Raw genomic sequence first — 24,965 nt, 5'->3', positions numbered from 1 at the left:
CCGACACCCGGTGGTGAGCCAGATGGTTCTCGGCAGCGACCTCAAGCGGGGGAACGCGACGGGGGGTCCACGCACCGCGGGACGGGGTACGGCGATCGCCGCCGCCCTGGTCCTGGCCCTCGCCCCGGCCCTGGCGGCCTGCAGCGACGACAGCGGCGGCGGCAGCGAGTCCACGCCCCCCACACCGACCGCGGAGCGGACCACGAGCGCGCCGGCCACCGCGCCGGCGGACCGGGCCGCCGCGGAGGCGGAGATCAAGCAGAACTGGCAGAAGTTCTTCGACCCGAAGACGTCGACCGAGGAGAAGCAGGCCGTTCTGGAGAACGGCGACCGGCTGGGCCCGGTCCTGCAGGCTTTCAGCGGTGACGAGCGCGGCGGGCAGGTCCAGGCGAACGTCACCAAGATCGAGTTCACCTCGGCGACCGGGGCGGACGTGACGTACACGCTCACCCTGAAGGGCGCCACCGTCCTGCCCGACGCCTCCGGAAGCGCCGTCGAGCAGGACGGCACCTGGAAGCTGTCCGCGAAGACGCTGTGCGCGCTGGTGCAACTGAGCGGCAATGCGTCACCGGTCCCGGGCTGCTGAGGCCGTAGCCGCGGTGCTGCTGCTCGCCCTGAGCGCGGCCTGCGGCAGCCGGGTCCCGGAGAGCGACTTCGAGCACGACGACCGCACCCCCGCGCCCCGCGACTCCGCGCCCCTGCGGGTCGGCATCATCACCAGCGCCACCAGCCCGGTCGGCGGCAGCGCCTTCACCGGCCCGCGCGACGGCGCCCGGGCCTGGTTCGACCGGCTCAACGCGCGCGGGGGCATCGACGGTCGCCCGGTCGAGGTGCGGCTGTGCGACGACGGCGGCAGCGGCGTCGGCAACAACGAGTGCGTGCACAAGCTCGTCGAGGAGGACAGGGTCGTCGCCCTCGTCGCCACCACCGCCCTCGACTACGCGGGCGCCTCCCGCGTCTCCCGCGCGCGCGTGCCCGACATCGGCGGCCAGCCCATCGGCACCGCCTTCGACACCTACCCGCACCTCTACGGCATCTACGGCAGCCTCGCGCCCCGCGACGGCACCCCCGGCTGGGACGGAAAGCTGTACGGCGGCACCGAGGTCTACCGCTACTTCAAACGCGAGCACGGCGCCCGCACCGCCGCCGTCGTCTCCTACAACCAGTCGGCCTCGGCCGCCTACGCCCGGCTCGTCGAGCGGGGTCTGCGCGCCGAGGGCTACAAGGTCGTCACCGAGCAGGTCGACTTCGCCCTGCCCAACTTCCGCGCCGTCGCCGCCGACCTGAAGGAACAGGGCGCCGACCTGGTGTTCGACGCCATCGACGGGCACGGCAACGCCCGGCTCTGCCAGGCCATGGACGAGGCCGGAGCCGACGTCACCGCCAAGGTGACCAACGTGCAGAACTGGACGTCCACCGTCGCCGACGACTACAAGGACGCCCCGCGCTGCCGCAACGCCCTGTGGGCGACCGGCGCCAGCCGCAACTTCGAGGACACCGGCCACCCGGCCGTACGGGAGTTCCGCGAGGCGACGAAGGACCTGAAGACACACTCCCAGTGGCAGCTGGAGGGGTGGGCGGCCGCGCGGTGGTTCACGGACGCGGCGACGTCCTGCACGACGACGGGCATCACGCGCGCGTGCGTCGACACCTTCATGAACCGCAGCCAGGGCTACACCGCCGGAGGGCTGTTGCTCCCCGTCCGGTTCGAACGCCTGCCTGAGCCGCCGCGGAGCAGCAGGACGTGCCTGTCGGTGGCCCGCTGGCGGGACGGGAAGGGCTGGGCGGGCCAGGGGGACATGAACCGCACCTGCTTCACCGTCCCGCAACTGGCCTACGAGCCTTGAGGACAGTGGCTGTCCGCAAGGCCTGGCAGACTCGCCCCATGTTGGAGACCTCGGCCCGCCTGCTGCGTCTGCTGTCCCTGCTCCAGGCCCACCGCGAGTGGGCCGGCGCCGACCTGGCCGACCGGCTCGGCGTCAGCGCCCGCACCCTGCGCCGCGACGTCGACCGGCTGCGTGAACTCGGCTACCCGGTCAACGCCAGCCCCGGCACCGGGGGCGGCTACCAGCTGGGCGCGGGCGCCGAACTGCCGCCGCTGCTCCTGGACGACGACGAGGCCGTCGCCGTGGCGGTCGGACTGCGCACCGCCGCCGGGCAGGGCATCGACGGCATCGGGGAGACCTCGGTCCGGGCCCTCGCCAAGCTGGAGCAGGTACTGCCGAACCGGCTGCGCCGCCGCGTGGGCGCCCTGAACGCCGTCACCGTGCCGATGCTGCGCAGCACGCTGCCCTCCTCGGTCGACCCGGCCGTGCTCACCGAACTCGCCCACCTGTGCCGGGACGCCGAGCGGCTGCGCTTCGAGTACCGCGGCCACGACGGCACCCCCAGCCGCCGCAGCGTCGAACCGCACCGCCTGGTGTGCACCGAGCGCCGCTGGTACCTGGTCGCCTGGGACCTCGACCGGAACGACTGGCGCACGTTCCGCGTGGACCGCGTCACGCCCAAGCCGCCGCACGGCCCGCGCTTCACGCCGCGCACGCCCCCCGCCGAGGACCTCGCGGCCTACGTCTCCCAGGGCGTCTCCACGCGCGCGTACGCCACCCACGCCGTCGTGCGGCTCCTGGTGCCACTGGAGGAGGCCGCCGAACACATCTCGCCCTCCGCGGGGGTGCTGGAGGCCGAGGGCCCGGACAGCTGCCTGCTGCGCTGCGGCGCCGGCAGCCTCGACGTGATGGTCATCCACGTGGTGATGCTGGGCTTCGAGTTCGAGGTGCTGGAGCCGGACGGGCTGATCGACGCGATCAGGAGGACTCGGGACCGGCTTGATGGCGCTTTGGCTCGGGCTGCGCAGTCACCTCCGCGTACTGCGGATGGTGCAGGTCGAACGCCGGCGACTCGGAGCGGATCCGGGGCAGCGTCGTGAAATTGTGCCTCGGCGGCGGGCACGAGGTCGCCCACTCCAGGGAGCGGCCGAAGCCCCAGGGGTCGTCGACCTCGACCTTCTCGCCGTACTTGGCGGTCTTCCACACGTTGTAGAGGAACGGCAGCGTCGACATGCCGAGCAGGAACGCGCCGATCGTCGACACCGTGTTGAGCGCGGTGAACCCGTCGGCCGCGAGGTAGTCGGCGTACCGGCGGGGCATGCCCTCGGCGCCCAGCCAGTGCTGCACCAGGAACGTGGTGTGGAAGCCGACGAAGAGCACCCAGAACTGGATCTTGCCGAGCCGTTCGTCGAGCATTTTCCCGGTGAACTTCGGCCACCAGAAGAAGAACCCGGCGAAGATCGCGAAGACGACGGTGCCGAAGACGACGTAGTGGAAGTGCGCGACCACGAAGTACGTGTCCGTCACGTGGAAGTCCATCGGCGGCGATGCCAGGATCACCCCGGTCAGCCCGCCGAACAGGAACGTCACCAGGAACCCCGTGGCCCACAGCATCGGCGTCTCGAAGGACAGCGAGCCCTTGAGCATGGTGCCGGTCCAGTTGAAGAACTTCACGCCCGTCGGCACCGCGATCAGGAAGCTCATGAAGGAGAAGAACGGCAGCAGCACCGCGCCCGTGGCGAACATGTGGTGCGCCCATACGATCATCGACAGACCGGTGATCGCCATCGTCGCGCCGACCAGCGTCAGATAGCCGAACATCGGCTTGCGGCTGAAGACCGGGAGGATCTCCGTGATGATCCCGAAGAACGGCAGCGCGATGATGTACACCTCGGGATGGCCGAAGAACCAGAACAGGTGCTGCCACAGGATCGCCCCGCCGTTGGCCGCGTCGAAGACCTGCGAGCCGAACCGCCGGTCCGCCTCCAGCACCAGCAGCGCCGCCGCCAGCACCGGGAACGCCATCAGGATCATGATCGACGTGAACAGGGTGTTCCAGACGAAGATCGGCATCCGGAACATCGTCATGCCGGGGGCGCGCATCCCGATGATGGTGGTGATGAAGTTGACCGCGCCGAGGATCGTGCCGAAGCCCGACAGCGCGAGCCCCATGATCCACAGATCGGCGCCGATCCCCGGCGTGCGCTCCGCGCTGTTGAGCGGGGCGTAGGCGGTCCAGCCGAAGTCCGCCGGCCCCGAGGACACCAGCAGCGAGCCGAGCACGATCAGCCCGCCGAACAGGAACAGCCAGTACGAGAGCATGTTCAGCCGCGGGAAGGCGACGTCGGGCGCGCCGATCTGGAGCGGCATCAGCTCGTTGGCGAAGCCCGCGAAGGTCGGCGTCGCGAACAGCAGCAGCATGATCGTGCCGTGCAGCGTGAACGCCTGGTTGAACTGCTGGTTGTCGATGATCTGCAGGCCGGGGCGGGCCAGTTCGGCGCGCATCAGCAGCGCCATCGCCCCGGCGACCAGGAAGAACAGGAACGACGTGAGCAGGTAGAGATGGCCGATCTTCTTGTGGTCCGTCGTCGTCAGCCAGTCGACCACCACCCGCCCGTGCCGCTTGCGCGGCGCGGGCGGCGCCACCGCCTGTACGGTCTGCGTCCCCATCGCTCGCTCGCCCCTTCGCTCATCGCGTACCGGGCCCGCCGCAGCCCGCGCCCTACCCGCGAGCTCACGCCATGATGCTCGCGCCGCCGCGCGCTCCGACAGGGGGCGTACCGGCCTCTGAGTGCCGAAGCCATGCATTTTCTCTGCCGCGCCGACTCCGCCGGGTCGGTGCGGCACCGGAAAGGAACGGAGCCCCGCAGGCCCTTCTCCCGGCATTTTCCGCCGGGCTTTTCCATGAGCTCATGTGACACGCGGGAATTACGATCGAATGCCTGCGGAAGGCGTACGGAACCGCTCGTCCGTGTGACGGGCAGCGCCCGAAACTCCTGTCGTGATCTTGTGACAGAAGCGTGACCGGAGGCGGACAGTGACCAGCCACGGACCCGGACTTCCCTGGTCGGCCGGCCAGGACATAGCGTGGCGGCATGGCACCGACTCCGACACCTTCCGCGGAACCCGACGACAGCCCGGACACCTATGTCGGCCTGGAGGCCGGCAGGGCCGAACGCCTCGCGCGCGAGCGCGGCTGGGCGACGGTGCGTGCGCTGCAGCCGGGGGCGATCATCACGATGGAGTACCGCGTGGGCCGGCTGAACTTCGAGGTCAAGGGCGGCCGGGTGGCGCGGGCCTGGAAGGGCTGATACCCGGCGAAGGCCCCGGTTCCGAACGGATCCGGGGCCTTCGCCATGCCGGACGGGGGCGCGCACCGGCCCCTGGTCAGCCGCCCGTCAGAGGCCGGGCCGACGGGGTGGAACCGCGTGGGTGGCGCTCCGCGTGCGGCGTGCGGCAGCTGCCGGCCGGGGTGATCGGCACGCGCTCCGAGCGGACCGTGTGCGGCCCCGGCGCCAGGCAGGCCGTGGCCCGGGACGAGCGGGCCGCGACGTCGTCACGGTCGGCGGGAAGCGGCGTGACCACCACGGGCGGCGCGCCGGCCGGGACGGCCGGGGTGCCGCGCCTGCGGGCCCGCAGACGGTCGCGCAGGTCGAAGATGGCGTCCTCGGCGCGGGCGATCAGCGGCTCGAACCACGGCAGGCCGAGCAGGATCAGCAGACCCGCGGTCCAGCCGAGGAGCACATCGCTCAGCCAGTGCGTACCGAGGTAGACGGTGGCCATCCCGACGCCGAGCGACGTCACCGCGGACACCGCGGACAGCCAGCGCTGCGCTCTCGCGGTGGAGGCCAGATAGGCCAGGATTCCCCAGGTCACCACGGCGTTGGCGGTGTGACCGCTCGGAAATATATCGCCGCCGAGCCACATCTCGTTCGAGCCGATCGAGGTCGCGTAGTGCGGTCCCAGGCGGCCCATGCCGTACTTGGCGGCGCCGACCGTGATGTTGAGCAGCAGCAGCGAGACGCCGAGCGCGAGCAGCGGCCGCAGGGTGTGCTGACGCCAGGAGCGCCAGCCCAGCCAGGCCGCGACCATCACCGCCGTCGGGCCGCGCTGGCCGAGGACCACGTAGTAGTCGACGAACCAGTGGATCTCCGACCACTGCTGGTACGGGCGGAAGAACATGACCTGCCAGTCGAGCCGGACCAGCCAGGACGTGATCACCACGGCCCACACGATCGCGCCGTAGAAGGCCAGGGTCGCCGCGAAGAGCACGATGCGGTGCCTGCTCATCTTCGGCACATCGATGTGGGCCGGTCGTTCCGGCTCACGGTCCAGCCGGGCGAACACCCGGTCCAGACGGGTGAGCTTCGGTTCGGTACGCACCCAATCGACGTTACAGCGAGTGAGCTCGGATCCCGGGCGAATCAACGGCTTTGTGATGACGATGTGATGTGGGATTCCTCTCAGGAGGAGGTTTATTTCCAGCGAATCCGCAATCGTCGGCCGCTGCGGCCTTCAATTCCTTTGATCATTCCGGAAGCGGGTTTTATTGCGCTTTTGAATTCGTTCACCGGGGGATGGCGCTGAATTCCCCTGACGCTCACAGCGGGTCAGGGCGGACCGGAGCCGTTGAGCCAGAACGCCCCGTACAGCGCACTGGCCACCGCCACGCACCCGAGCACCGCCGCTGACCTGCGGATACGCGCCCTGGCCAGAGCCAGAGCGAGGGGCAGCAGCAAGGGGAAGGCGGGCAGCAGCAGACGCGGTTTCGAGCCGAAGTAGCTCGACGCGCACAGGGCGAGCGCGGTCACGACCCCGCTGTAGACCAGCAGTGGCAGCGGCTGGCGCTGACGTACTCCGGTCACATACAGCCAGACGACTGACGCGACCCCGAGGATCAGTCCCACGCCGGCCAGAGCCGCCGGGAACGACGTGAACTTCTCGGCGACGAACCGGGCGAAGGCGTAGCCGCCGTCGAAACCGTTGCGCCATCCGGCCTGGACGTCCAGATAGCCCAGCGGGCCCTTGCCGGTGTGGTGGCCGACCCAGAGCACGTAGCCGGCGGTGCCGAGGGGGGCCAGGAGCATGCCGAGGACTCGCCGGGCCCGGGTTCCGGGGCCGACCGGGGCGTCGGGCGCGTCCGGGCCGGTCGCACGCCTTTCCCGTACGAAGGAGGCCACCGCCGCCACCCACACCGCCGCCACCACGGCCAGTCCCACCGGACGGGTCAGGCCCGCCAGCAGGGCCAGCGTGCCCGCCGTCACCCAGCGGCCGGTCAGCACCGCGTACAGCGACCACGCGGCGAGCGCCGTGAACAGGGACTCGCTGTAGGCCATCGACTGCACGATTCCGACCGGCAGGACGGCCCACAGCAGCACCGCGCACACCCCGGCCCGGCGGCCGTACACCTGGTCCGCCACCGCGAAGATCCCCCAGGCCGCGGCGAGTGAGGCGAACAGGCTGACGACGAAGCCCCCGTCCGCGTACGACAGCGGCGACACCGCCGCCACCAGCCGCTCCAGCCAGGGCAGCAGCGGGAAGAACGCCAGGTTCGAGTGCACGTCTCCGTTCGCCAGCCGCACCTCGTAGCCGTAGCCGAGATCGGCGACCCTGGCGTACCAGAGCGCGTCCCAGCGAGCGGTCAGCAGCGTGTACGCGCTCTTGTCCCGCGCCGCGCTCCACACGAACAGGGCGAGCAGGCCCAGGGCGCGGACGGCCGCGTACCCGGCGAGCGCCGGGGCCGCCCGGCGCAGCGCCCCGGCACGGGACGGGACCGCGCGCGTCTCAAGATCGGTCACGCGCCCGATTATCGACCCGGTCCGGAACCACCCGGCCGGGTGGGGCGTGGACGACGTAGGGGAGAGTGGCGTACGCCACATCTTTCCGCCGGAGGTGTGAGAGGTCCGCCACTGGTCTCCCACCGGGACTCGCGTACTCTGACGTGTCACTCGCTTTTCGTTTTGCGCGGGCCGGAGACCACCGCTCCTCTCCGGCCGAGTCGCGGGGGCGTCCCCCACCCCGCTAGCCCGCCGATCGCGAGGGAACATCTGGGAGGTACGTACATGTCCGGGACGACCACGGCCGGTGCTGCGCTGCGCCGTCGGGCGGCCGGGGCCGGTGCCAACCGCTGGGTGGTTCTCGTCGTCCTCTGCGTCAGCCTGCTGCTGGTCGCCGTCGACGCCACCGTGCTGCACGTGGCGGTCCCCGCCGTCACGGAGGACCTGAAGCCCGGCGGGATGGAGCTGCTCTGGATCGTCGACGTCTACCCACTGGTCTGCGCCTCGCTGCTGATCCTTTTCGGCACGCTGGGCGACCGCATCGGCCGCCGAAGAGTCCTGCTCCTCGGCTACGCGCTGTTCGGCGTCGCTTCCGGCCTCGCGGCCCTGGCCGACACCGCCCATGTGCTGATCGTGGCGCGGGCGCTGCTCGGCGTGGGCGGCGCGATGATCATGCCCGCGACCCTGTCGATCCTGCGGCAGGTCTTTCCGGACCGGCGCGAGCGGGCGCTCGCGATCGGCATCTGGAGTGCCGTGGCCGCGGTGGGCGCGGCGGTCGGTCCGCTGCTCGGCGGCTTCCTGCTGGAGCACTTCTGGTGGGGCTCGGTGTTCCTCGTCAACATTCCGTTGATGCTGGTCAGCCTCCCGGTGGGACGGCTGCTGCTGCCCGAGTCGAAGGGTGACGGCAAGGGCCCCTGGGACGTGGTCGGTGCGCTGATGGCGGCGGCCGGGCTGTTCGGTGTCGTGCTGGGCGTGAAGCGGCTCGGCAGCGGGGAGTCGGTGGGCAGTCTGCTCACGGTGCTGCCGCTGGTGGTGGGTGCCGGGCTGCTGGCCGGCTTCGTACGGCGGCAGCGGCGGCGGACGTATCCGCTGGTGGACCTCAGGATGTTCGCGCGGCCGGCGTTCAGCACGTCTGTCGGGTGCATCGTTCTCGCGATGCTCGCGCTGGTGGGGCTGGAGCTGATCGCGGCCCAGTACCTGCAACTGGTGCTCGGGCTGTCGCCGCTGGAGACCGGTCTGCGGCTGCTGCCGCTGACGTTCGCGGCGATGGCGGCCGGGCTGGCCGGGGCGCGGATGCTGCGGCGGTTCGGGCCGCGGCGGATGGTGTGCGCCGGGTTCTGCCTCACGGCGTTCGCGGTGGTGCTGCTGACGGCGCTGGGCCGGACGGACGACTGTGCGCTGATGCTGAGTGGTTTCGTGCTGCTCGGCTTCGGGCTGGAGACGACGCTGTTCGGGGCGTACGAGTCGATGCTGAGCGAGGCTCCGCAGGAGCAGGCCGGTGGGGCGGCGGCGATCGGGGAGACGTCGTACCAGCTCGGGGCCGGGATCGGGATCGCGCTGCTCGGCACGGTGATGAACGCGGCGTACGCGCCCGGGCTGTCGGGTGTGGCGGGGGTTCCGGCGTCGGCGTCCTCCTCGGCGGGGCATTCGCTGGGGGAGGCGTACGAGGTTGCCGCGCAGCTGGGCGGGTCTGCCGGTGCCGCTCTGCGGCATGCCGCCCGGGATGCGTTCGTGCACGGGCTGCATGTGACGCTGCTGGTGAGCGCGGGGTTGTTGCTGCTGGGGGCGGCGATGGCGTTGCGGTTGCCGCGGGTCATGCAGTGTGAGTCGGAGTCGGTGGAGCTTCCCGCCCCGAGGGACGCGGCGGACTCACGCGTCTCGGTGTGACGCCCCTCCGCCCTCCCACGCGCCGCCCGTAACGGTCGGCCGAGGGGCAGGGGGCGCCCGTGGTGGTACCACACCGTCGGCGGCTCACGGTGGCGCGGTCTTCGGGCACGGGGCCCTCCTGGGCTGCGCCCGACGGGCGGGTTCACGTCTCAGTTGGCACTACGGGTGGTGCGTGGGTGGGTGGACGCCGTAGCGTCTTGGCTAGCGGTGCTAGTTAAAGAGTCTCGGAGGGTGTCGATCATGTCCGGTTCGTCCAAGCTGCCTCCCTTTGATCCTGCCGATCCCCTCGGCCTGGACGACCTGCTGGAGCCGGAGGACCTCGGGATCAGGGACACCGTGCGGGCCTGGGCCGCGGACCGGGTGCTGCCGTATGTCGCCGAGTGGTACGAGAAGGGGGAGCTGCCGGGTATCGGGGAGCTGGCCAAGGAGCTCGGCGGCATCGGTGCCCTCGGGATGTCCCTGGACGGGTACGGCTGTGCCGGTGCGTCCGCCGTGCAGTACGGGCTCGCCTGCCTGGAGCTGGAGGCCGCCGACTCCGGCATCCGTTCCCTCGTCTCCGTGCAGGGCTCCCTCGCCATGTACGCGATCCACCGGTTCGGCAGCGAGGAGCAGAAGCAGCAGTGGCTGCCGGGCATGGCCGCCGGCGAGGTCATCGGCTGCTTCGGGCTCACCGAGCCCGATCACGGCTCCGACCCCGCCTCCATGCGGACGTACGCCAAGCGCGACGGCTCCGACTGGGTCCTCAACGGCCGCAAGATGTGGATCACCAACGGGTCGGTCGCCGGCGTCGCCGTCGTATGGGCGCAGACCGACGACGGAATCCGCGGGTTCGCGGTGCCCACCGACAGCGGCGGATTCTCCGCACCCGAGATCAAGCACAAGTGGTCCCTCCGGGCGTCGGTCACCAGCGAGCTCGTGCTCGACGACGTACGGCTGCCCGCCGACGCCGTCCTCCCGGAGGTCACCGGCCTGCGCGGACCCCTCGGCTGTCTGTCCCACGCCCGGTACGGAATCGTCTGGGGCGCCATGGGCGCGGCCCGCAGCAGTTTCGAGGCCGCGGTCGACTATGCGAAGTCACGGGAGCAGTTCGGGCGGCCCATCGGCGGCTTCCAGCTCACCCAGGCCAAACTCGCCGACATGGCGGTCGAACTGCACAAGGGGATTCTGCTCGCCCATCATCTGGGGCGGCGTATGGACGCCGGCCGTCTGCGTCCCGAGCAGGTCAGCTTCGGCAAGCTCAACAACGTCCGGGAGGCGATCGAGATCTGCCGCACGGCCCGGACCATTCTCGGCGCCAACGGGATCTCGCTCGAATATCCCGTCATGCGGCACGCGACGAACCTCGAGTCGGTGCTCACCTATGAGGGCACCGTCGAGATGCACCAGCTCGTGCTGGGCAAGGCGCTCACCGGACTCGATGCCTTCCGGTAGGCCGGTCCGGTAACCCTGCGCGGGGGCAGGGCCGGTGAGCGGCCCTGCCTCAGCTCTGGTTGAAGAAGCCGTCCGTGCGGTGCGCGGCCGGATCGCCGTTGACGATCTCCGTGTTGGCCGGGGTCAGCAGGAACACGCGGGTCGACACTCTCTCGATCGAACCGCGCAGGCCGAAGATCAGCCCGGCCGCGAAGTCGACCACGCGCTTGGCGTCGGAGGCCTCCATGGCCGTGAGGTTCATGATCACCGGCACGCCCTCGCGGAACAGCTCGCCGATGGCGCGCGCGTCCCGGAAGCTGTCCGGGGTCACCGTGCCGATGCGGCGGCCCTTCTCCTCGGCGACGTCCGAGGCCACCTTGACACGCGGATCGGTGACCCAGGCCTCCCCGGGCTCGGTCCCGTCGGAGTAGTCGTCGTCGTAGTAACGCTCGTCTTCGTTGTCGTCGACGAGGCCAAGCCAGGCACTTGCCTTGCGTACCGATCCCATGGACGCCTCCTCTCACAGCGGTCTTTCTGCTTTCCGCATCCCTATGGTCGTCCATGATGCGGATGGCGCGCCAAGTGGATAGACGCCGCACGGGGGGTTTGTGACGGTACTGGTGCACAGCGAATCCGTCGAGAGTCCGTGTGTCCCAAGGGGCGTTTCCCAAACGGCTGCTGACTGTGAGTGAAATATGATTCTTCTCGGCGTACGGGTGACGGCCGGGGCGTACGGGTGAATGCGGAGGCCGATACGATGCCGCAGCTCAACGTCGTTACGAAGCTCGGGGGAGCGTTGTGTTCGGAATCGTCAGGCCCTGTAGTCACCGGCTCGGGGAGAAGCTCGCGAGCCAGTGGATGGCGCATTTGTGCGGGCTCTGCCTCGCACTGCGCGGTGACCACGGACAGTTCGCCCGGATAGTGACGAACTATGACGGGCTGCTCATATCTGTTTTGACGGAGGCTCAGGCGGAGAGCGCCGGGACCTACCGGCGCACGGCCGGTCCGTGCCCGCTGCGGGGCATGCGCACCGCCTCCGTCGCGCACGGCGAGGGAGCCCGGCTCGCGGCGGCCGTCTCCCTGGTGCTGGCCTCGGCGAAGGTGCGCGACCACGTCATCGACGGTGACGGGCTCTTGGCCCGCAGGCCGGTGGCGCATGCCGCGCGCCGGGTCGCCGCGAGCTGGGACACGGCCGGCGCCCGGACCGGCACCGCAGTGGGATTCGACACCGCTCTCCTGGTCGACGCCGTGGACCGGCAGGCCGGGATCGAGGCGCTGGCCGGGCCCGGGACGCCGCTCCTGACCGTCACCGAACCGACCGAGACCGCGACCGCCGCGGCCTTCGCGCACACGGCCGTCCTCGCCGGCCGGCCGCACAACGCCCAGCCGCTCGCCGAGGCCGGGCGGCTCTTCGGCCGCCTCGCGCACCTCCTGGACGCCGTGGAGGACCTGCACGCTGACGCCGCGTCAGGCGCCTGGAACCCGATCGCGGCGACCGGTGCCTCCCTCCCGGAGGTCCGGCGGCTCGCCGACGACGCCGTGCACGGGGTGCGGCTCGCGCTGCGCGACGCCGAGTTCACCGACGCGCGGCTCGTGCATCTGCTGCTCGTGCACGAACTGCGGCGCTCGGTGGACCGGGCATTCGGGACGGTGCCGGTGTGCGCCTCCCACCAGGGCGGCGGGCCCTACGGACCGCAGGGACCCCACGGACAGCAGCCCCAGGGGCCCTACGGCTCCCCGCAGCACCCGTACGCGGGCGGCGGACATCCGTACGCCGGTGGGGGAGGCGCGTACGGCGGTGACGGGTTCGGCGGGGGCGGATTCGGCGGCGGCGCTTTCGGCGGGGGCGCACCGGTGCCGCAGCCGCCCCGCCGGCGGGGGTTCTGGGCCGGCTGCGGGATGTTCTGGCTCCTGTGCTGCACCTGCAAGCTGTGCTGCGCCAAGGAGTACGAGGGGCCGTGGTCCCGTAAGAAGCGCGAGGGCGTCTGCCGGGACTGCGACTGCGACGGGTGCGACTGCTGCTGCCCCTGCGGCGGCTGACCCGGCCCCGTGTGACAGGGGTCGCCTTTATGGCGACGGACGTATCCGAGGACCGGCAGCGGTGGCACGAGCGGCGCCTCGCGACGGTGTCGGTGCCGTACGGGCCGCACGGGCCGCTCGCGCTCATCGGCGCCCACTGGCTCGGGAGCTATCCGGACGGTCGACTTCCGGACATCCCCGGGTCCTGGCGGGCCGACGGCGACCCGGGCCTCGCGAGCAGGACCCGGGTGGTGTACGGCGAGCGGCGGCTGGTCGTGCTGATGCGCGAGGGGGCGTGGGGCGTGCGGGACTTCGACCCGGAATCCTCCGCGCGCCGGGCATTCCGCGGCCTCCGGGTCACGCCGTAGGACCCGCGTCGGGCGGTGCCGGGACGGTTCACGCCGTATGACACCGGCCGTACGGCCCGGGTGCCGAACGCCGACGGGCGCGGGCTCGGATGCCGGCCGCGGGGCGGCTTCGTAAAGACCTCTCAAAGGTTGAAGTCCGAAAGGCACTCTTGCGCCGACCGGCCGTTCGGCCGAATACTCCCCCTCAGCGCTTGTCAGGGGCACGGCGGGTTCGGAATCCGGACAGCTGGTCTCTGACTGCGCCTCACGGGCCCGAAACCCCACGAGGGCCCCCGACTTCCTTTGTGGAGGAACGAAAAGTGAGGATCAAGCGCACCACCCCCCGCAGTGGCATTTCGAGACGGACCCGGCTGATCGCCGTTTCCACCGGCCTCGTTGCCGCCGCAGCGATCGCGATCCCCAGCGCGAACGCCTCCGACGCCCCCACCACCTTCAGCGCCGCGGAGCTCAAGAGCGCCAGCGGTTCGTTGCTGAAGGCTGACATCCCGGGCACCGCCTGGGCCGTCGACAGCAAGACCAACCGCGTGCTCCTGACCGTGGACAGCACGGTCACGCAGGCCGAGATAGCGAAGATCAAGCAGCAGGCCGGCGGCAACGCCGACGCGCTCACGATCAAGCGCACCCCCGGCAAGTTCAACAAGCTCATCCAGGGCGGCGACGCCATCTATGCGAGTAGCTGGCGCTGCTCGCTCGGCTTCAACGTCCGTGCCAGCAACGGCACCGAGTACTTCCTGACCGCCGGTCACTGCACCGACGGCGCGGGTACCTGGTACTCCAACTCCGGCCGCACCACGGTCATCGGCTCCACCGCCGGCTCCAGCTTCCCGGGCAACGACTACGGCATCGTGCGCTACAGCGGGTCCGTCAGCCGCCCCGGCACCGCGAACGGCGTGGACATCACGCGCGCGGCCACCCCGAGCGTGGGCACCACCGTCATCCGTGACGGCTCCACGACCGGTACGCACAGCGGCCGTGTCACCGCCCTCAACGCCACCGTCAACTACGGCGGCGGGGACATCGTCTCCGGCCTGATCCAGACGACCGTCTGCGCCGAGCCCGGTGACTCCGGCGGCCCGCTCTACGGCAGCAACGGCACGGCATACGGTCTGACCTCCGGCGGCAGCGGCAACTGCTCCTCCGGTGGTACGACGTTCTTCCAGCCCGTCACGGAGGCCCTGAGCGCCTACGGCGTCAGCGTCTACTAGGCCCCTGGCGGCAGTTCGCAGCACTTCCGGCCCCCGCACGCGCCGCGTGCGGGGGCTTCGCGCTGCGCGCGGCTCCCTTCTTGAACCGGGCGCCGGAGGGGCGAAATCCAGCCACGGGCAGACCTCGCAGAGTGGGTACACATTACTCACGCGTAATATTTGCACTGTGAACGCGCGGGAGTTGGGTCCGATTTGATCGTGGACGGTCAGAATGGGAGGGCGTGCGAAGCGCTGTCTACGCGCGTCTCGAACTCACCCTTGTGTGCTCCCCGTTGTCCTCGGAATAGTGGGCGCTCGTCAACGAAGCCTTCCGGCTAGTGAGGTCCCCACAACCTCGCGTGCCGACCCCCCACAGGAGGACAGAAGTTGAAGCACCGACGCATACCCAAGCGGCGTGCAGCCGTGGCAGGTGCGGGCATCGCCGCGCTGGTCGCCGCGGGAGTGACGTTCCAGACCGCGAACGCCAGTGAGACCCCTGAGGCGTCCGCACCCCGGACCCTGTCGGTCACCGCGGCCGGAAAGCTCGCCTCGACGCTGGCCGAGGACCTGGGCGGCGACGCCGCCGGGACGTACTACGACACCAAGAGCAAGAGCCTCGTGGTGAACGTGCTCGACGAGGCCGCCGCGCAGGCCGTCGAGAAGGCCGGCGCCAAGGCGAGAGTCGTGGCGAACTCCCTCGCCGAGCTCAAGAGCGCCCGCAGCACGCTGAAGCAGGACGCGACGATCCCGGGCACCGCCTGGGTGACCGACCCGACGACGAACAAGGTCGTCGTGACCGCCGACCGCACGGTCTCCAAGGCCGAGTGGGCGACGCTGACGAAGGTCGTGGACGGGCTGGGCGCGAAGGCCGAACTCAAGCGGTCGAAGGGGGAGTACAAGCCCTTCATCGCCGGTGGCGACGCGATCACCGGTGGCAGCGGGCGCTGCTCGCTGGGCTTCAACGTGGTCAAGGGCGGCGAGCCGTTCTTCCTGACCGCCGGTCACTGCACCGAGGGCATCTCCACGTGGTCGGACTCCAGCGGCAAGGAGATCGGCACCAACGCGGACTCCAGCTTCCCGGACGACGACTACGGGCTGGTCAAGTACACCGCCGAGGTCGCTCACCCGAGTGAGGTGAACCTCTACAACGGCTCCACCCAGGCGATCTCGGGCGCCGCGGACGCGACCGTCGGCATGGCGGTCACCCGGAGCGGGTCGACCACGCAGGTGCACGAGGGCAAGGTCACCGGGCTGGACGCCACCGTGAACTACGGCAACGGCGACATCGTGAACGGGCTGATCCAGACCGACGTGTGCGCGGAGCCGGGTGACAGTGGCGGGTCGCTGTTCTCCGGGGACAAGGCGGTCGGGCTCACGTCCGGTGGCAGCGGTGACTGCACCTCGGGCGGGGAGACGTTCTTCCAGCCGGTGACCGAGGCGCTGTCGGCGACCGGGACGCAGATCGGCTGACATGTGAGTGTGTGAAGTCCCGCCCCTTGTGCGAGGGGCGGGACTTTTGCGTGTACCTCCGGTGGGGGTGCGCGTCGTCTGCGCCTCTTCGCCGGGTGTGGGTCGGGGCCGCGTCGGGGGGTGTCCGTCCTCGGAACGGCGCGATGGGGTCGCGTGCCGACTGACTGTTCGTTGACGCGCCGACCTCTGCGGGCGGACACCCCCCCCGACCCGTCCCCTACTCGCCGTGCGCGGGTGCGGGCCCCGTGGGCGGGGGTTACGGCGCCTTTCGGCGTGCGGCCGATGCCATGGTGATCGCCGCTCCCGCCGCCGCCCATGCCGCCAGGACCAGCAAAGGGCCGGTCATCGCGTTGTTGTCGAAGTAGGCGATGGAGCGCGTCGACCATGTGCCGGCGCCTGGGGGCAGGGCCGGGCCGATCGCCTTCCAGAAGGGTGGGAGGAGGGGTGGGGGCAGGGCTCCGCCGGCGCTGGGGTTGCCGAGGATGACCACCAGCAGGATGACCAGGCCGATGCCGATCGTGCCGAAGACGCCCTGAAGGGCGAGGGTGGCTGCTCCCACCGCGAAGATGATCAGGGTGCCCAGGCCCCAGAGGGCCGCGGTGCTGCCGGGCAGGGCGTCCAGGATCGGGCCGGTGATGAGGGCTCCGCCGAGACCGCCGGTGATCGCGACCAGGGCCATGACCCCCAGGCGGATCGCGGCGCGGGTGGGGTTGGAGGGTTTCGCCCCGGCGCTGATGGCCAGGGCCGCCGCGCCCAGGTAGCCGCCCACGCACCAGCCGATCACCAGGTAGAAGGACGAGAGTCCGTTGGGGTCGTGGGGCGCGGACGGGATCACGTCGATCGTCCGGATGGTGCGCCGCTCGGACTTCTCCAGGGTGGTGACGAGGGCCGTCAGCGTGGTGGAGAGGACCCTGCCGCCGCCGGAGGCGACCAGGAGGGTGTCGGTGCTGCCCCTGGGGTCGATGATCAGCGCGGCGTCGATGTCGCGGTTCGCGAGCTGGGTGCGGGCTGTGGCCTCGTCGGGCAGGGCGCGGGGGTCCAGGGGGGAGCCGGGAAGGCGTTCCAGCCGGGTGACCGCCTGTGGGGCGGCGGCCTGTGGGGCGACCAGGCCGAAGGGCACGTCCTTGGGCTTCGGGTCGTGCAGCGCCCCCACATAGGAGGCGATGAACAGCAGCTGGAGCGCGATCACGCCGACGATGAGCAGGGTGGCCCGGGGCGTGACGGCGTCTCTCACCTCGGCGAGGAACGAGCTGTGCGGCATGCCTCCACGGTCGGGCGGTGTGCGGTGTTTCCGCAGGTGGGGCGGGGCCGAACGGATGTCGCACATACATTCGAGGTTGGGGGTATGGTGGGGGTGAGGTTACTGGGAACAGATGTTCGAGAGCTGGTGTGGCTCACGAGTGCGGGAGGTGCGTGTGCCGGGGTTCACGCATCTGCACACCGTCTCCGGATTCTCGTTGCGCTATGGAGCCTCCCACCCGGAGCGGCTGGCCGAGCGTGCCTCCGAGCGGGGCATGGACGCTCTGGCGCTGACCGATCGCGACACGCTCGCCGGCGCGGTCCGGTTCTCGAAGGCCTGCGGCAAGGCGGGGGTCCGGCCGCTGTTCGGAGCCGATCTGGCCGTGGCGGCCGCGGAGCCCGGGGCCGGAACCGAGCGGCCGGGGCGGCGCCGGACCCCGGTGCGGGGTGGTGCCTTTGTCGACGAGTCGGCTCCTCGTGCGGTCTTCCTCGCCCGGGACGGTGCCCGGGGGTGGGGAGAGCTGTGCCGGCTCGTCTCGGCCGCCCATGAAGGGGAGGGGACGCCCCTGCTGCCCTGGGAGCGCAATCACGCCGAGGGGCTGACCGTGCTGCTCGGGCCTGCGTCGGACGTGGGGCGTGCCCTGGCCGCGGGGCGGCCCGACCGTGCGGCGCGGCTGCTCGCGCCCTGGCGGGACGTCTACGGCGACGACCTGCGGCTGGAGGCCGTCTGGCACGGCCGGAAGGGCACGGGGCCCGGGTCGCTGCGGCTGGCCGCCCGTACCGTCGGGTTCGCCGCCGAGCAGCGGATCCGGCCCGTGCTCACCAACGCGGTGCGGTACGCCGACCCGGGGCTGGGGCCGGTCGCCGACGTGCTGGACGCCGCCCGGCGGCTGGTGCCCATCGACCCGGCCAAGGGGCTGGACTCCGGTGAGGCCTGGCTCAAGGGCGCCGGGGACATGCTCGGGGCGGCGGAGCGGATCGTGGAGGCCGCGGGGTTCCGGCGGGAGACCGCTCACCGGCTGGTGGAGCAGACGGAGGCCACGGCTGCCGAGTGCCTGGTCGACCCCGAGGACGATCTCGGGATCGGCACCGTCCACTTTCCCGAGCCGCATCTGGTCGGCGCCGGACACCGCACCGCCCAGCGGACGCTGGCCTCGCGGGCGGCGGCCGGGATGGTGCTGCGCGGATACGACCGGCGGCGGGAGTACTGGGAGCGGATGCACCACGAGCTGGACATCATCGCCCACCACGGATTCGCCTCCTACTTCCTGACCGTCTCCCAGGTGGTGGAGGACGTGCGGAAGATGGGCGTCCGGGTCGCCGCCCGGGGGTCCGGGGCCGGGTCGCTCGTCAACCACCTGCTCGGTATCGCGCATGCCGATCCGATCGAGCACCGGCTGCTGATGGAGCGGTTCCTGTCGAAGGAGCGGGTCGTGCTGCCCGACATCGACATCGACGTGGAGTCCGCGCGGCGGCTGGAGGTCTACCGCGCGATCATCGACCGGTTCGGCACCGAGCGGGTCGCGACGGTCGCGATGCCGGAGACGTATCGCGTGCGGCATGCGATCCGGGATGTGGGGGCGGCCCTGTCCATGGACCCGGCCGAGATCGACCGCATCGCCAAGTCCTTTCCCCATATCCGGGCGCGGGACGCCCGCGCCGCGCTGGAGGAGCTGCCCGAGCTGCGGGCCCTGGCGGGGGAGAAGGAGAAGTACGGGAGGCTGTGGGAGCTGGTCGAGGCACTGGACGCCCTGCCGCGCGGGATGGCCATGCACCCGTGCGGGGTGCTGCTGTCCGACGCCTCCCTGCTGGCGCGTACGCCGGTCATGCCGACCAGCGGCGAGGGCTTTCCGATGTCGCAGTTCGACAAGGACGACGTCGAGGACCTCGGGCTGCTCAAGCTGGACGTGCTGGGCGTGCGGATGCAGTCGGCCATGGCGCACGCGGTGGCGGAAGTGGAGCGGGCGACGGGGGCCGGGGTCGATCTGGACGGGCTGCCGCCGGGGGATCCGGAGACGTACCGGCTGATCCAGTCCACCGAGACCCTCGGGTGCTTCCAGATCGAGTCGCCCGGACAGCGGGACCTGGTCGGGCGGCTCCAGCCGGCCACCTTCCACGATCTCGTCGTCGACATCTCGCTGTTCCGGCCCGGGCCGGTCGCCGCCGACATGGTGCGGCCGTTCATCGAGGCACGGCACGGACGGGCGCCGATCCGGTATCCGCACCCGGATCTGGAGGGTCCGCTGAAGGAGACCTGCGGGGTCGTCGTCTTCCACGAGCAGATCATCGACATCGTCGACATCATGACCGGCTGCGGGCGCGGCGAGGCCGACCGGGTGCGGCGCGGGCTGTCGGATCCGGAGTCGCAGGAGCGCATCAAGGTGTGGTTCGCGCAGCACGCGGCGGCGAACGGCTATGACGCGGAAACGATTCAGCGGACCTGGGAGATCGTCGAGGCCTTCGGGTCGTACGGCTTCTGCAAGGCGCACGCGGTCGCCTTCGCCGTGCCGACGTACCAGTCGGCGTGGCTGAAAACGCATCACCCGGCCGCCTTCTACGCGGGGCTGCTCACGCACGACCCCGGCATGTACCCGAAGCGGCTGCTGCTGGCGGACGCGCGGCGGCGTGGGGTGCCCGTGCTGCCGTTGGATGTGAACACGTCGGGGGTCGCACATCGTATCGAACTGGTGTCCGGTAAATGGGGGCTGCGGTTGGCCCTCTCCGATGTGCACGGCATCCGCGAGGCCGAGGCGGCGCGGATCGCCGAGGGGCAGCCGTACGCCTCGCTGGTCGACTTCTGGGAGCGGGGCCGGCCCAGCCGTCCGCTGGCCCAGCGGCTCGCTCAGGTGGGAGCGCTGGACGCGTTCGGCGCCAACCGCCGTGATCTGCAACTGCATCTGACCGAGCTGCACCGGGGTGCCCGGGGCGGGGGCGGTGGCCAGTTGCCGCTGGCCGGGGGACGGAGGACCGCACCGGCCGGGCTGCCCGACCTCACCTCCTCGGAGCGGCTAAGCGCCGAGCTGGGCGTGCTGTCCATGGACGCATCGCGCAATCTGATGGACGATCACCGGCAGTTCCTCGACGAGCTGGGCGTGGTGTCGGCGCGGCGCCTGCGCGAGGCCCGGCACGGGGAGACGGTGCTGGTCGCGGGCGCCAAGGCGGCCACCCAGACGCCGCCGATCCGGTCCGGCAAGCGCGTCATCTTCTCCACCCTGGACGACGGCACGGGCCTGGTCGACCTCGCCTTCTTCGACGACTCCCACGATGCCTGCGCCCACACCGTCTTCCACTCCTGGCTGCTGCTGGTGCGCGGGGTGGTGCAGCGCCGCGGCCCGCGCAGCCTCAGCGTGGTGGGTGCCGCCGCCTGGAACCTCGCGGACCTGCTGGAAGTGCGCCGGGAGGAGGGGCTGGAGGGGGTCGCGGCCCGGCTGGCCGGCCCCGGCGATGACGGTTCCGGCGGCGACGGTGAAGGGGCCGCGCGTCGGCGGCTCGCCGGGTCGGACGGAGTGCCCGCGCCTACGGGCTCCGCGGCCAAGGATCCGATGGAGCAGCGGAAGATCCGCATGCCCACGGGGTACGAGATGCACCCCTGGGCCGATCTGCGTCCGGCGGGCGAAGGGCCCGCGAACACAAGGAAGTTGTGGCACCAGAGTCCGGGGAGTGCGGGATGACCATCCTCTGCGTACGTTTCCAGCCGCCTCCGGCGAACGAGGCGGATCTGCCCCAGCTGCTCGGGATGCTCGAGGAGTTCACCCCCGTCGTCCAGGCCCTGCCACCGGACGGGGCGCTGGCCGATCTGCGCGGCGCCGAGCGGTACTTCCGGCGGGACGCCGTCGAACTGGCCTCGGTGATCCGGGTGCGGTCGCTCGCGCTCCACGGCGTCGACTGTGTGATCGGGGCCGGGCCCGGGCCGATGCTGGCCCGGATGGCGCTGCGCGACGCCGTGCCCGGGGTGACGTGCACGGTGCCCGACGAGCCGGACGCCATCGCGGAGTTCCTCGCGGACAAGCCCCTCGCCGCGCTGCCCGGTGTGGGCACCGCGACCGCCCGCACGCTGGGCGACTACGGCCTCGACACCCTCGGCCGGGTCGCCGCAGCGCCGCTGTCCACGCTGCAGCGGCTGATCGGCGCGAAGCCCGGCCGCGAGCTGCGCGAGAAGGCGAACGGCATCGACCGCGGCCGGGTCGTACCGAACGCGGTCTCCCGGTCCCTCGCGACGGAACGCCCCTTCGGGCGCGACGAGCTGGACCCGGACCGGCACCGCCGGGCGCTGCTGTCCGCCGCCGAGGAGATCGGCGCCCGGCTGCGCGCCCTGGAGAAGGTCTGCCGCACGCTCACCCTCACCGTGCGCTACGCCGACAGGTCCGCCACGACCCGCAGCCGCACCCTGCCCGAACCGACCGCGCACTCCCCGGTGCTGACCAGGGCCGCGTACGGCATGTACGAGGCGCTCGGACTCCAGCGGGCCCGGGTCCGCGCGATCGCCCTGCGCGCCGAGGGGCTCGACCCCGCCGACCAGGCCTCCCATCAGCTGACCTTCGACCCGGTGGACGAGAAGGTCCGCCGTATCGAGGAGGTCGCGGACCGCGCGCGGGCGAAGTTCGGGCCGCGGGCGGTGATGCCCGGGGGGCTAGGGGGGCGGGCGGCGTAGAGCCTTCCGTGTGACGTCAGTTGGCCCACGGCGGCACGATGCGGGTGCCGTCCGCCAGCCGTGCCTCCAGGCCGATCGCGGTGGTGACCCAGGAGGACGCGGTCCGGTCGGTCGGGTTCTCGACGGTCAGGGTGGCGCCGGGGTTGACGATCACCGTGTCGCCCGCGGCGATCCGCTCGGTGCGGCCGTCGAGTGTGATCAGCAGCTCGCCGTCGAGCAGATGGAAGATCTCCTCCCGGCTGACCGTGTGCGCGGGTGCCTTGAGGCCGGCCGGGATCTCGCCGCGCCAGGCGCACAGCTCCTTGCTGCCGCTGCTCGGGGTGGCGTACGAGACGAAACGGGCGCCGTGGATCTCGTGGGTGACGGCTTCGGACGAGCGGACGATGGGCATGAGGCCTCCAAGTGGTCAAGCTGCTTGACGGTATAGTCAAGCAGCTTGACCATCGCGTCAAGGGTGTTTCAATGCAGGGGTGCAGAACTCCGAGGCCATGACCCTGTCCGCCGCCCTGCTCGCCGTCGCCGGCGGGCTCACGCAACGCATCCACGAGGGCGTGATCGCTCGCGGCTTCGAGGGGTTGCGGCCCGCGCACGGGTTCGCCTTCGCCCGGCTCGCCCCGGACGGCGCGACGGTCACCGACCTCGCCGTCCATCTCGGGGTGACCAAGCAGGCCGCGAGCCAGCTCGTCGACGAGATGGTGCGCAAGGGGTATGCCGAGCGGCGGCCGCATCCCGGGGACGCGCGGGCGCGGCTGGTCGTGCTGACCGGGCGGGGCCGGGACTGTACGCGGGCCGCGGAGGAGGCGGCTGCGGAGGCTGTGCGGGAATGGGCGGACCTGCTGGGGGAGCGGGAAGTGCGGTCGCTCGGGGGGCAGTTGCTGCGGATCGCTCCACACGGGCCCATTCGGCCCGCCTGGTGAGGGGGCGTCGGCCGGGGCCCTTGGCGCCAACTATCGCTGCAAGTTTTTACTGACGCGTAACTTCCCAGTTCGACTACTCGCTCGTAACTTGACGAGTGAACAGCATCCTCGTGATCCGGATCACAGGGCCTCGTGCCGTCGCACCTCCCTTGAGCCGCAAGGAGATCACCCGATGCTGCCCTGGAAACGAGTACTCAGACCCCTGGCCGCGCTGCTGCTGACCGTCGCGGCCGTCACCGTCCCCGCCACCACCGCCCAGGCCGCCGGCGCCCCGAGCTCCGGCTGGAACAACTACTCCTGCAAGCCCTCCGCCGCCCACCCCCGCCCCGTCGTCCTCGTCCACGGCACCCTCGGGAACTCCGTCGACAACTGGCTGGGCCTCGCCCCCTACCTGAAGGTCCGCGACTACTGCGTCTTCTCCCTCGACTACGGTCAGCTCGACGGAGTCCCCTTCTTCCACGGCCTCGGACCCGTCGAGAAGTCCGCCGGACAGCTGAAGGACTTCGTGAACAAGGTCCTCGCGGCCACCGGCGCAGCCGAGACCGACATCGTCGGGCACTCGCAGGGCGGCATGATGCCCCGCTACTACCTGAAGTTCCTCGGCGGAGCCGCCAAGGTGAACGCCCTGGTCGGCATCGCGCCCAGCAACCACGGGACCACCCTGAGCGGCTTCACCAACCTGCTGCCGTACTTCCCCGGCGCGGCCGACCTGTTGGCGAAGAACACCCCCGCCCTCGCCGACCAGGTAGCCGGCTCCGCCTTCCTCGCCAAGCTCAACGCGGGCGGCGACACCGTGCCCGGCGTGCGCTACACCGTCATCGCCACCCGGTACGACGAGGTGGTCACGCCGTGGCGCAGCCAGTATCTGAGCGGGCCGGACGTGCGCAACGTCCTGCTCCAGGACCTCTGCCCCCTCGACCTGTCCGAGCACGTGGCCGTCGGACTGCTGGACCGGGTCGTCTTCCACGAGGTGGCCAACGCCCTTGATCCGGGGCGTGCCAGGCCCACCACCTGCGCTTCGGTGTTCGACTGACACGTGTCAGCGAAACGTTCCGGGGCCTGTCCGGCCTGAGCCGCCGGACAGGCCCCGGGTCATGGGGCGGTGGTGGACCGAGTCAACGGCCTTGGTTGACTGGCCCGTTCTTCACCGGGCCGTTCTTCACCGGACCGTGGTTCACCGGCCGTGCCGCCCGACGCTCACCGTCCGGCGCCGGGCCGACAGGAACAGGGCCGACGAGCCGAGCGCCAGCGTGGCCGCGCCGCCGATCGCGAGGTACGTGGTGCCGCTGTCGCCGCCGGTCTCGGCGAGGTTCCCGGTGGCACCGGCCGCCTCGGGCCGGTTGGGAGCGGGCGCGGCGGCCTTCGGCCGGTCCGGCGTGCTCTCCTGCGGGGCCGCGGCCGGCTCCGCCGAGGTGCTGGGGTCGTTGTCGCCGTGCCCGTGGTGCTCGACCGTCGACTTGTCGTTGCCCTCCTCGATCTGCTCCTTGGTGGGTGCGGAGGCGGACGGGGCCGGGGCGGCGCCGCCCGCCGGGCCGCCACCACCGCCGAAGCTGACGTCCGAGCAGGAGTAGAAGGCCTCCGGACTGTCCGACCGCTGCCAGACCGCGTACAGCAGGTGCTTGCCGGAGCGCTGGGGCAGGGTGCCGGAGAAGGTGTAGAAACCGTCGGCTGCGGCCGGGTCGGTGGACGTCGCGACCGGGTTCGCGAGATCCAGGTCCTTCCAGGCGAGCGGCTTGGCCGGGTCGTAACCGGGCTTGGTGATGTACACCTTGAAGGTGCCCTTGTGAGGGGCCGTCACGCGGTACTTGAAGGTGTGCGAGCCGCTGCTCACGCCGGTCGCCGGCCAGTCGGCGCGGGCCAGGTCGAGGCCCTTGAACTCCTCACTGTTCGCGCTGCACAGCTTGCCGTCCGGGATGAGCTGCTGGTGCCGGCCGCCCGCGTCGCCGATGCGGATGCCGTTCCAGTCGTAGAGGGCCTGGGTGCCGCCCGCCGCGACCGCCGCCTTGCACGCGGCCGACTTCGGGCTCTCGGGGCCCTCGGCGTAGCACTGCGAGACCCGGCTGACCGGGTCGCCCATCGAACCGTGCGCGGCGGCCGGTGCGGCGGTCAGCGCGGTCAGGGCGAGCGGGAGGCTGCCGAGGGCGGCGACGGTGGCTACCTTGCGGCGTGCGGGCATGCGGGAACTCCTCGAAACGGTTCATGGGACAGGTCCGGGCC

The 24,965-nt window shown here is 71.3% G+C and carries 20 protein-coding genes and 1 pseudogene; 14 read left to right on the top strand and 7 right to left on the bottom strand.

All coding sequences use genetic code 11. The features are described from left to right. Positions 1-22: 22 nt before the first annotated feature. Genes G3I77_RS26050 through G3I77_RS26040 form a run of 3 tightly spaced genes read left to right on the top strand, consistent with a single transcriptional unit; the run spans position 23 to position 2,926 of the window. The gene (locus G3I77_RS26050; protein WP_248507629.1) at positions 23-586 is read left to right on the top strand and encodes a hypothetical protein; all 564 of its coding nucleotides are present in this window, start codon (positions 23-25) and stop codon (positions 584-586) included. Further along, the gene (locus G3I77_RS26045; protein ID WP_248507628.1) at positions 561-1,847 is read left to right on the top strand and encodes an ABC transporter substrate-binding protein; all 1,287 of its coding nucleotides are present in this window, start codon (positions 561-563) and stop codon (positions 1,845-1,847) included. Before G3I77_RS26050 ends, G3I77_RS26045 begins: the two co-directional genes overlap by 26 nt. Before the next feature lie 38 nt (positions 1,848-1,885). Beyond that, positions 1,886-2,926 (top strand): YafY family protein, encoded by a 1,041-nt coding sequence (locus G3I77_RS26040; protein ID WP_308311418.1) that lies wholly within the window; start codon positions 1,886-1,888, stop codon positions 2,924-2,926. Here the strand turns inward: G3I77_RS26040 and ctaD are convergent. Next, positions 2,811-4,496: pseudogene (gene ctaD, locus G3I77_RS26035) on the bottom strand (cytochrome c oxidase subunit I); the annotation flags it as partial. The gene G3I77_RS26040 and the pseudogene ctaD sit on opposite strands and share 116 nt — an antisense overlap. A gap of 425 nt (positions 4,497-4,921) precedes the next feature. On the opposite strand from ctaD, the gene G3I77_RS26030 reads away from it, so the two are divergent. After that, entirely contained in the window at positions 4,922-5,137 is a 216-nt protein-coding gene (locus G3I77_RS26030; RefSeq protein WP_248507624.1) for an I78 family peptidase inhibitor, read from the top strand. 76 nt (positions 5,138-5,213) lie between these two features. Here G3I77_RS26030 and G3I77_RS26025 read toward each other — a convergent pair whose 3' ends face one another. Together G3I77_RS26025 and G3I77_RS26020 are read right to left on the bottom strand one after the other, a co-directional pair. Next, complete coding sequence (locus tag G3I77_RS26025) at positions 5,214-6,209, bottom strand: phosphatase PAP2 family protein (RefSeq protein ID WP_248507622.1); 996 nt, start codon at positions 6,207-6,209, stop codon at positions 5,214-5,216. 227 nt (positions 6,210-6,436) lie between these two features. Continuing rightward, entirely contained in the window at positions 6,437-7,624 is a 1,188-nt protein-coding gene (locus G3I77_RS26020) for a hypothetical protein (RefSeq protein ID WP_248507620.1), read from the bottom strand. A 264-nt stretch (positions 7,625-7,888) separates the two neighbouring features. Here G3I77_RS26020 and G3I77_RS26015 point away from each other — a divergent pair, with 264 nt between their 5' ends. Continuing rightward, positions 7,889-9,490, top strand: a complete 1,602-nt coding sequence (locus G3I77_RS26015) for an MFS transporter (protein WP_248507618.1) — start codon at positions 7,889-7,891, stop codon at positions 9,488-9,490. 240 nt (positions 9,491-9,730) lie between these two features. Next, positions 9,731-10,921, top strand: a complete 1,191-nt coding sequence (locus tag G3I77_RS26010; protein WP_248507616.1) for an acyl-CoA dehydrogenase family protein — start codon at positions 9,731-9,733, stop codon at positions 10,919-10,921. 49 nt (positions 10,922-10,970) lie between these two features. Here G3I77_RS26010 and G3I77_RS26005 read toward each other — a convergent pair whose 3' ends face one another. Further along, the gene (locus tag G3I77_RS26005; RefSeq protein WP_248507614.1) at positions 10,971-11,408 is read right to left on the bottom strand and encodes a cell division protein SepF; all 438 of its coding nucleotides are present in this window, start codon (positions 11,406-11,408) and stop codon (positions 10,971-10,973) included. 290 nt (positions 11,409-11,698) lie between these two features. Here G3I77_RS26005 and G3I77_RS26000 point away from each other — a divergent pair, with 290 nt between their 5' ends. The 4 genes from G3I77_RS26000 to G3I77_RS25985 all read left to right on the top strand — a co-directional run bounded on the left by G3I77_RS26000 (position 11,699) and on the right by G3I77_RS25985 (position 15,941). Beyond that, on the top strand, positions 11,699-12,940 hold the full coding sequence (locus tag G3I77_RS26000; RefSeq protein WP_248507612.1) for a DUF5685 family protein: 1,242 nt from the start codon (positions 11,699-11,701) through the stop codon (positions 12,938-12,940). A gap of 29 nt (positions 12,941-12,969) precedes the next feature. Beyond that, on the top strand, positions 12,970-13,287 hold the full coding sequence (locus G3I77_RS25995; protein ID WP_374386725.1) for a hypothetical protein: 318 nt from the start codon (positions 12,970-12,972) through the stop codon (positions 13,285-13,287). A gap of 299 nt (positions 13,288-13,586) precedes the next feature. Further along, a complete protein-coding gene (locus tag G3I77_RS25990) occupies positions 13,587-14,492 on the top strand; it encodes a S1 family peptidase (RefSeq protein WP_248507610.1) in 906 nt (301 codons plus the stop codon). A 366-nt stretch (positions 14,493-14,858) separates the two neighbouring features. Beyond that, positions 14,859-15,941 carry a S1 family peptidase gene (locus G3I77_RS25985; protein WP_248507608.1) on the top strand — a complete coding sequence of 361 codons (1,083 nt, stop codon included), beginning with the start codon at positions 14,859-14,861 and terminating at the stop codon, positions 15,939-15,941. A 256-nt stretch (positions 15,942-16,197) separates the two neighbouring features. Here the strand turns inward: G3I77_RS25985 and G3I77_RS25980 are convergent, their stop codons facing one another. Further along, positions 16,198-17,202 carry a DUF3533 domain-containing protein gene (locus G3I77_RS25980; protein ID WP_248507606.1) on the bottom strand — a complete coding sequence of 335 codons (1,005 nt, stop codon included), beginning with the start codon at positions 17,200-17,202 and terminating at the stop codon, positions 16,198-16,200. A 154-nt stretch (positions 17,203-17,356) separates the two neighbouring features. Between G3I77_RS25980 and G3I77_RS25975 the strand changes: the two genes are divergently transcribed. Continuing rightward, positions 17,357-20,851, top strand: a complete 3,495-nt coding sequence (locus G3I77_RS25975) for a DNA polymerase III subunit alpha (RefSeq protein WP_248507605.1) — start codon at positions 17,357-17,359, stop codon at positions 20,849-20,851. Then, positions 20,848-21,831, top strand: a complete 984-nt coding sequence (locus G3I77_RS25970; protein ID WP_248507604.1) for a hypothetical protein — start codon at positions 20,848-20,850, stop codon at positions 21,829-21,831. The genes G3I77_RS25975 and G3I77_RS25970 overlap by 4 nt, the downstream gene beginning before the upstream one ends. A 16-nt stretch (positions 21,832-21,847) precedes the next feature. Here G3I77_RS25970 and G3I77_RS25965 read toward each other — a convergent pair whose 3' ends face one another. Further along, entirely contained in the window at positions 21,848-22,222 is a 375-nt protein-coding gene (locus G3I77_RS25965; RefSeq protein ID WP_248507603.1) for a cupin domain-containing protein, read from the bottom strand. A 79-nt stretch (positions 22,223-22,301) separates the two neighbouring features. On the opposite strand from G3I77_RS25965, the gene G3I77_RS25960 reads away from it, so the two are divergent. Together G3I77_RS25960 and G3I77_RS25955 are read left to right on the top strand one after the other, a co-directional pair. After that, entirely contained in the window at positions 22,302-22,748 is a 447-nt protein-coding gene (locus G3I77_RS25960) for a MarR family winged helix-turn-helix transcriptional regulator (RefSeq protein ID WP_248507602.1), read from the top strand. Between the two features lie 172 nt (positions 22,749-22,920). Further along, the gene (locus G3I77_RS25955; RefSeq protein ID WP_248507601.1) at positions 22,921-23,781 is read left to right on the top strand and encodes a triacylglycerol lipase; all 861 of its coding nucleotides are present in this window, start codon (positions 22,921-22,923) and stop codon (positions 23,779-23,781) included. A gap of 141 nt (positions 23,782-23,922) precedes the next feature. Here G3I77_RS25955 and G3I77_RS25950 read toward each other — a convergent pair whose 3' ends face one another. Then, entirely contained in the window at positions 23,923-24,924 is a 1,002-nt protein-coding gene (locus G3I77_RS25950) for a lytic polysaccharide monooxygenase (RefSeq protein ID WP_248507600.1), read from the bottom strand. Between the last annotated feature and the right edge of the window lie 41 nt (positions 24,925-24,965).

This window comes from Streptomyces sp. D2-8, from assembly GCF_023184515.1.
In the GTDB taxonomy this organism is placed as follows: domain Bacteria; phylum Actinomycetota; class Actinomycetes; order Streptomycetales; family Streptomycetaceae; genus Streptomyces.
The sequence above is the reverse complement of the archived record's forward strand: the minus strand, read 5'-3'. Positions and strand labels throughout refer to the sequence as shown.

Coding starts and splice junctions, on each gene's coding strand:
- G3I77_RS26050 (WP_248507629.1), top strand. CDS start 23: ATGGTTCTCGGCAGCGACCTCAAGCGGGGGAACGCGACGGGGGGTCCA.
- G3I77_RS25970 (WP_248507604.1), top strand. CDS start 20,848: ATGACCATCCTCTGCGTACGTTTCCAGCCGCCTCCGGCGAACGAGGCG.
- G3I77_RS26010 (WP_248507616.1), top strand. CDS start 9,731: ATGTCCGGTTCGTCCAAGCTGCCTCCCTTTGATCCTGCCGATCCCCTC.
- G3I77_RS25955 (WP_248507601.1), top strand. CDS start 22,921: ATGCTGCCCTGGAAACGAGTACTCAGACCCCTGGCCGCGCTGCTGCTG.
- G3I77_RS26015 (WP_248507618.1), top strand. CDS start 7,889: ATGTCCGGGACGACCACGGCCGGTGCTGCGCTGCGCCGTCGGGCGGCC.
- G3I77_RS25950 (WP_248507600.1), bottom strand. CDS start 24,924: ATGCCCGCACGCCGCAAGGTAGCCACCGTCGCCGCCCTCGGCAGCCTC.
- G3I77_RS25995 (WP_374386725.1), top strand. CDS start 12,970: ATGGCGACGGACGTATCCGAGGACCGGCAGCGGTGGCACGAGCGGCGC.
- G3I77_RS25965 (WP_248507603.1), bottom strand. CDS start 22,222: ATGCCCATCGTCCGCTCGTCCGAAGCCGTCACCCACGAGATCCACGGC.
- G3I77_RS26045 (WP_248507628.1), top strand. CDS start 561: ATGCGTCACCGGTCCCGGGCTGCTGAGGCCGTAGCCGCGGTGCTGCTG.
- G3I77_RS26040 (WP_308311418.1), top strand. CDS start 1,886: ATGTTGGAGACCTCGGCCCGCCTGCTGCGTCTGCTGTCCCTGCTCCAG.
- G3I77_RS26005 (WP_248507614.1), bottom strand. CDS start 11,408: ATGGGATCGGTACGCAAGGCAAGTGCCTGGCTTGGCCTCGTCGACGAC.
- G3I77_RS25980 (WP_248507606.1), bottom strand. CDS start 17,202: ATGCCGCACAGCTCGTTCCTCGCCGAGGTGAGAGACGCCGTCACGCCC.
- G3I77_RS26030 (WP_248507624.1), top strand. CDS start 4,922: ATGGCACCGACTCCGACACCTTCCGCGGAACCCGACGACAGCCCGGAC.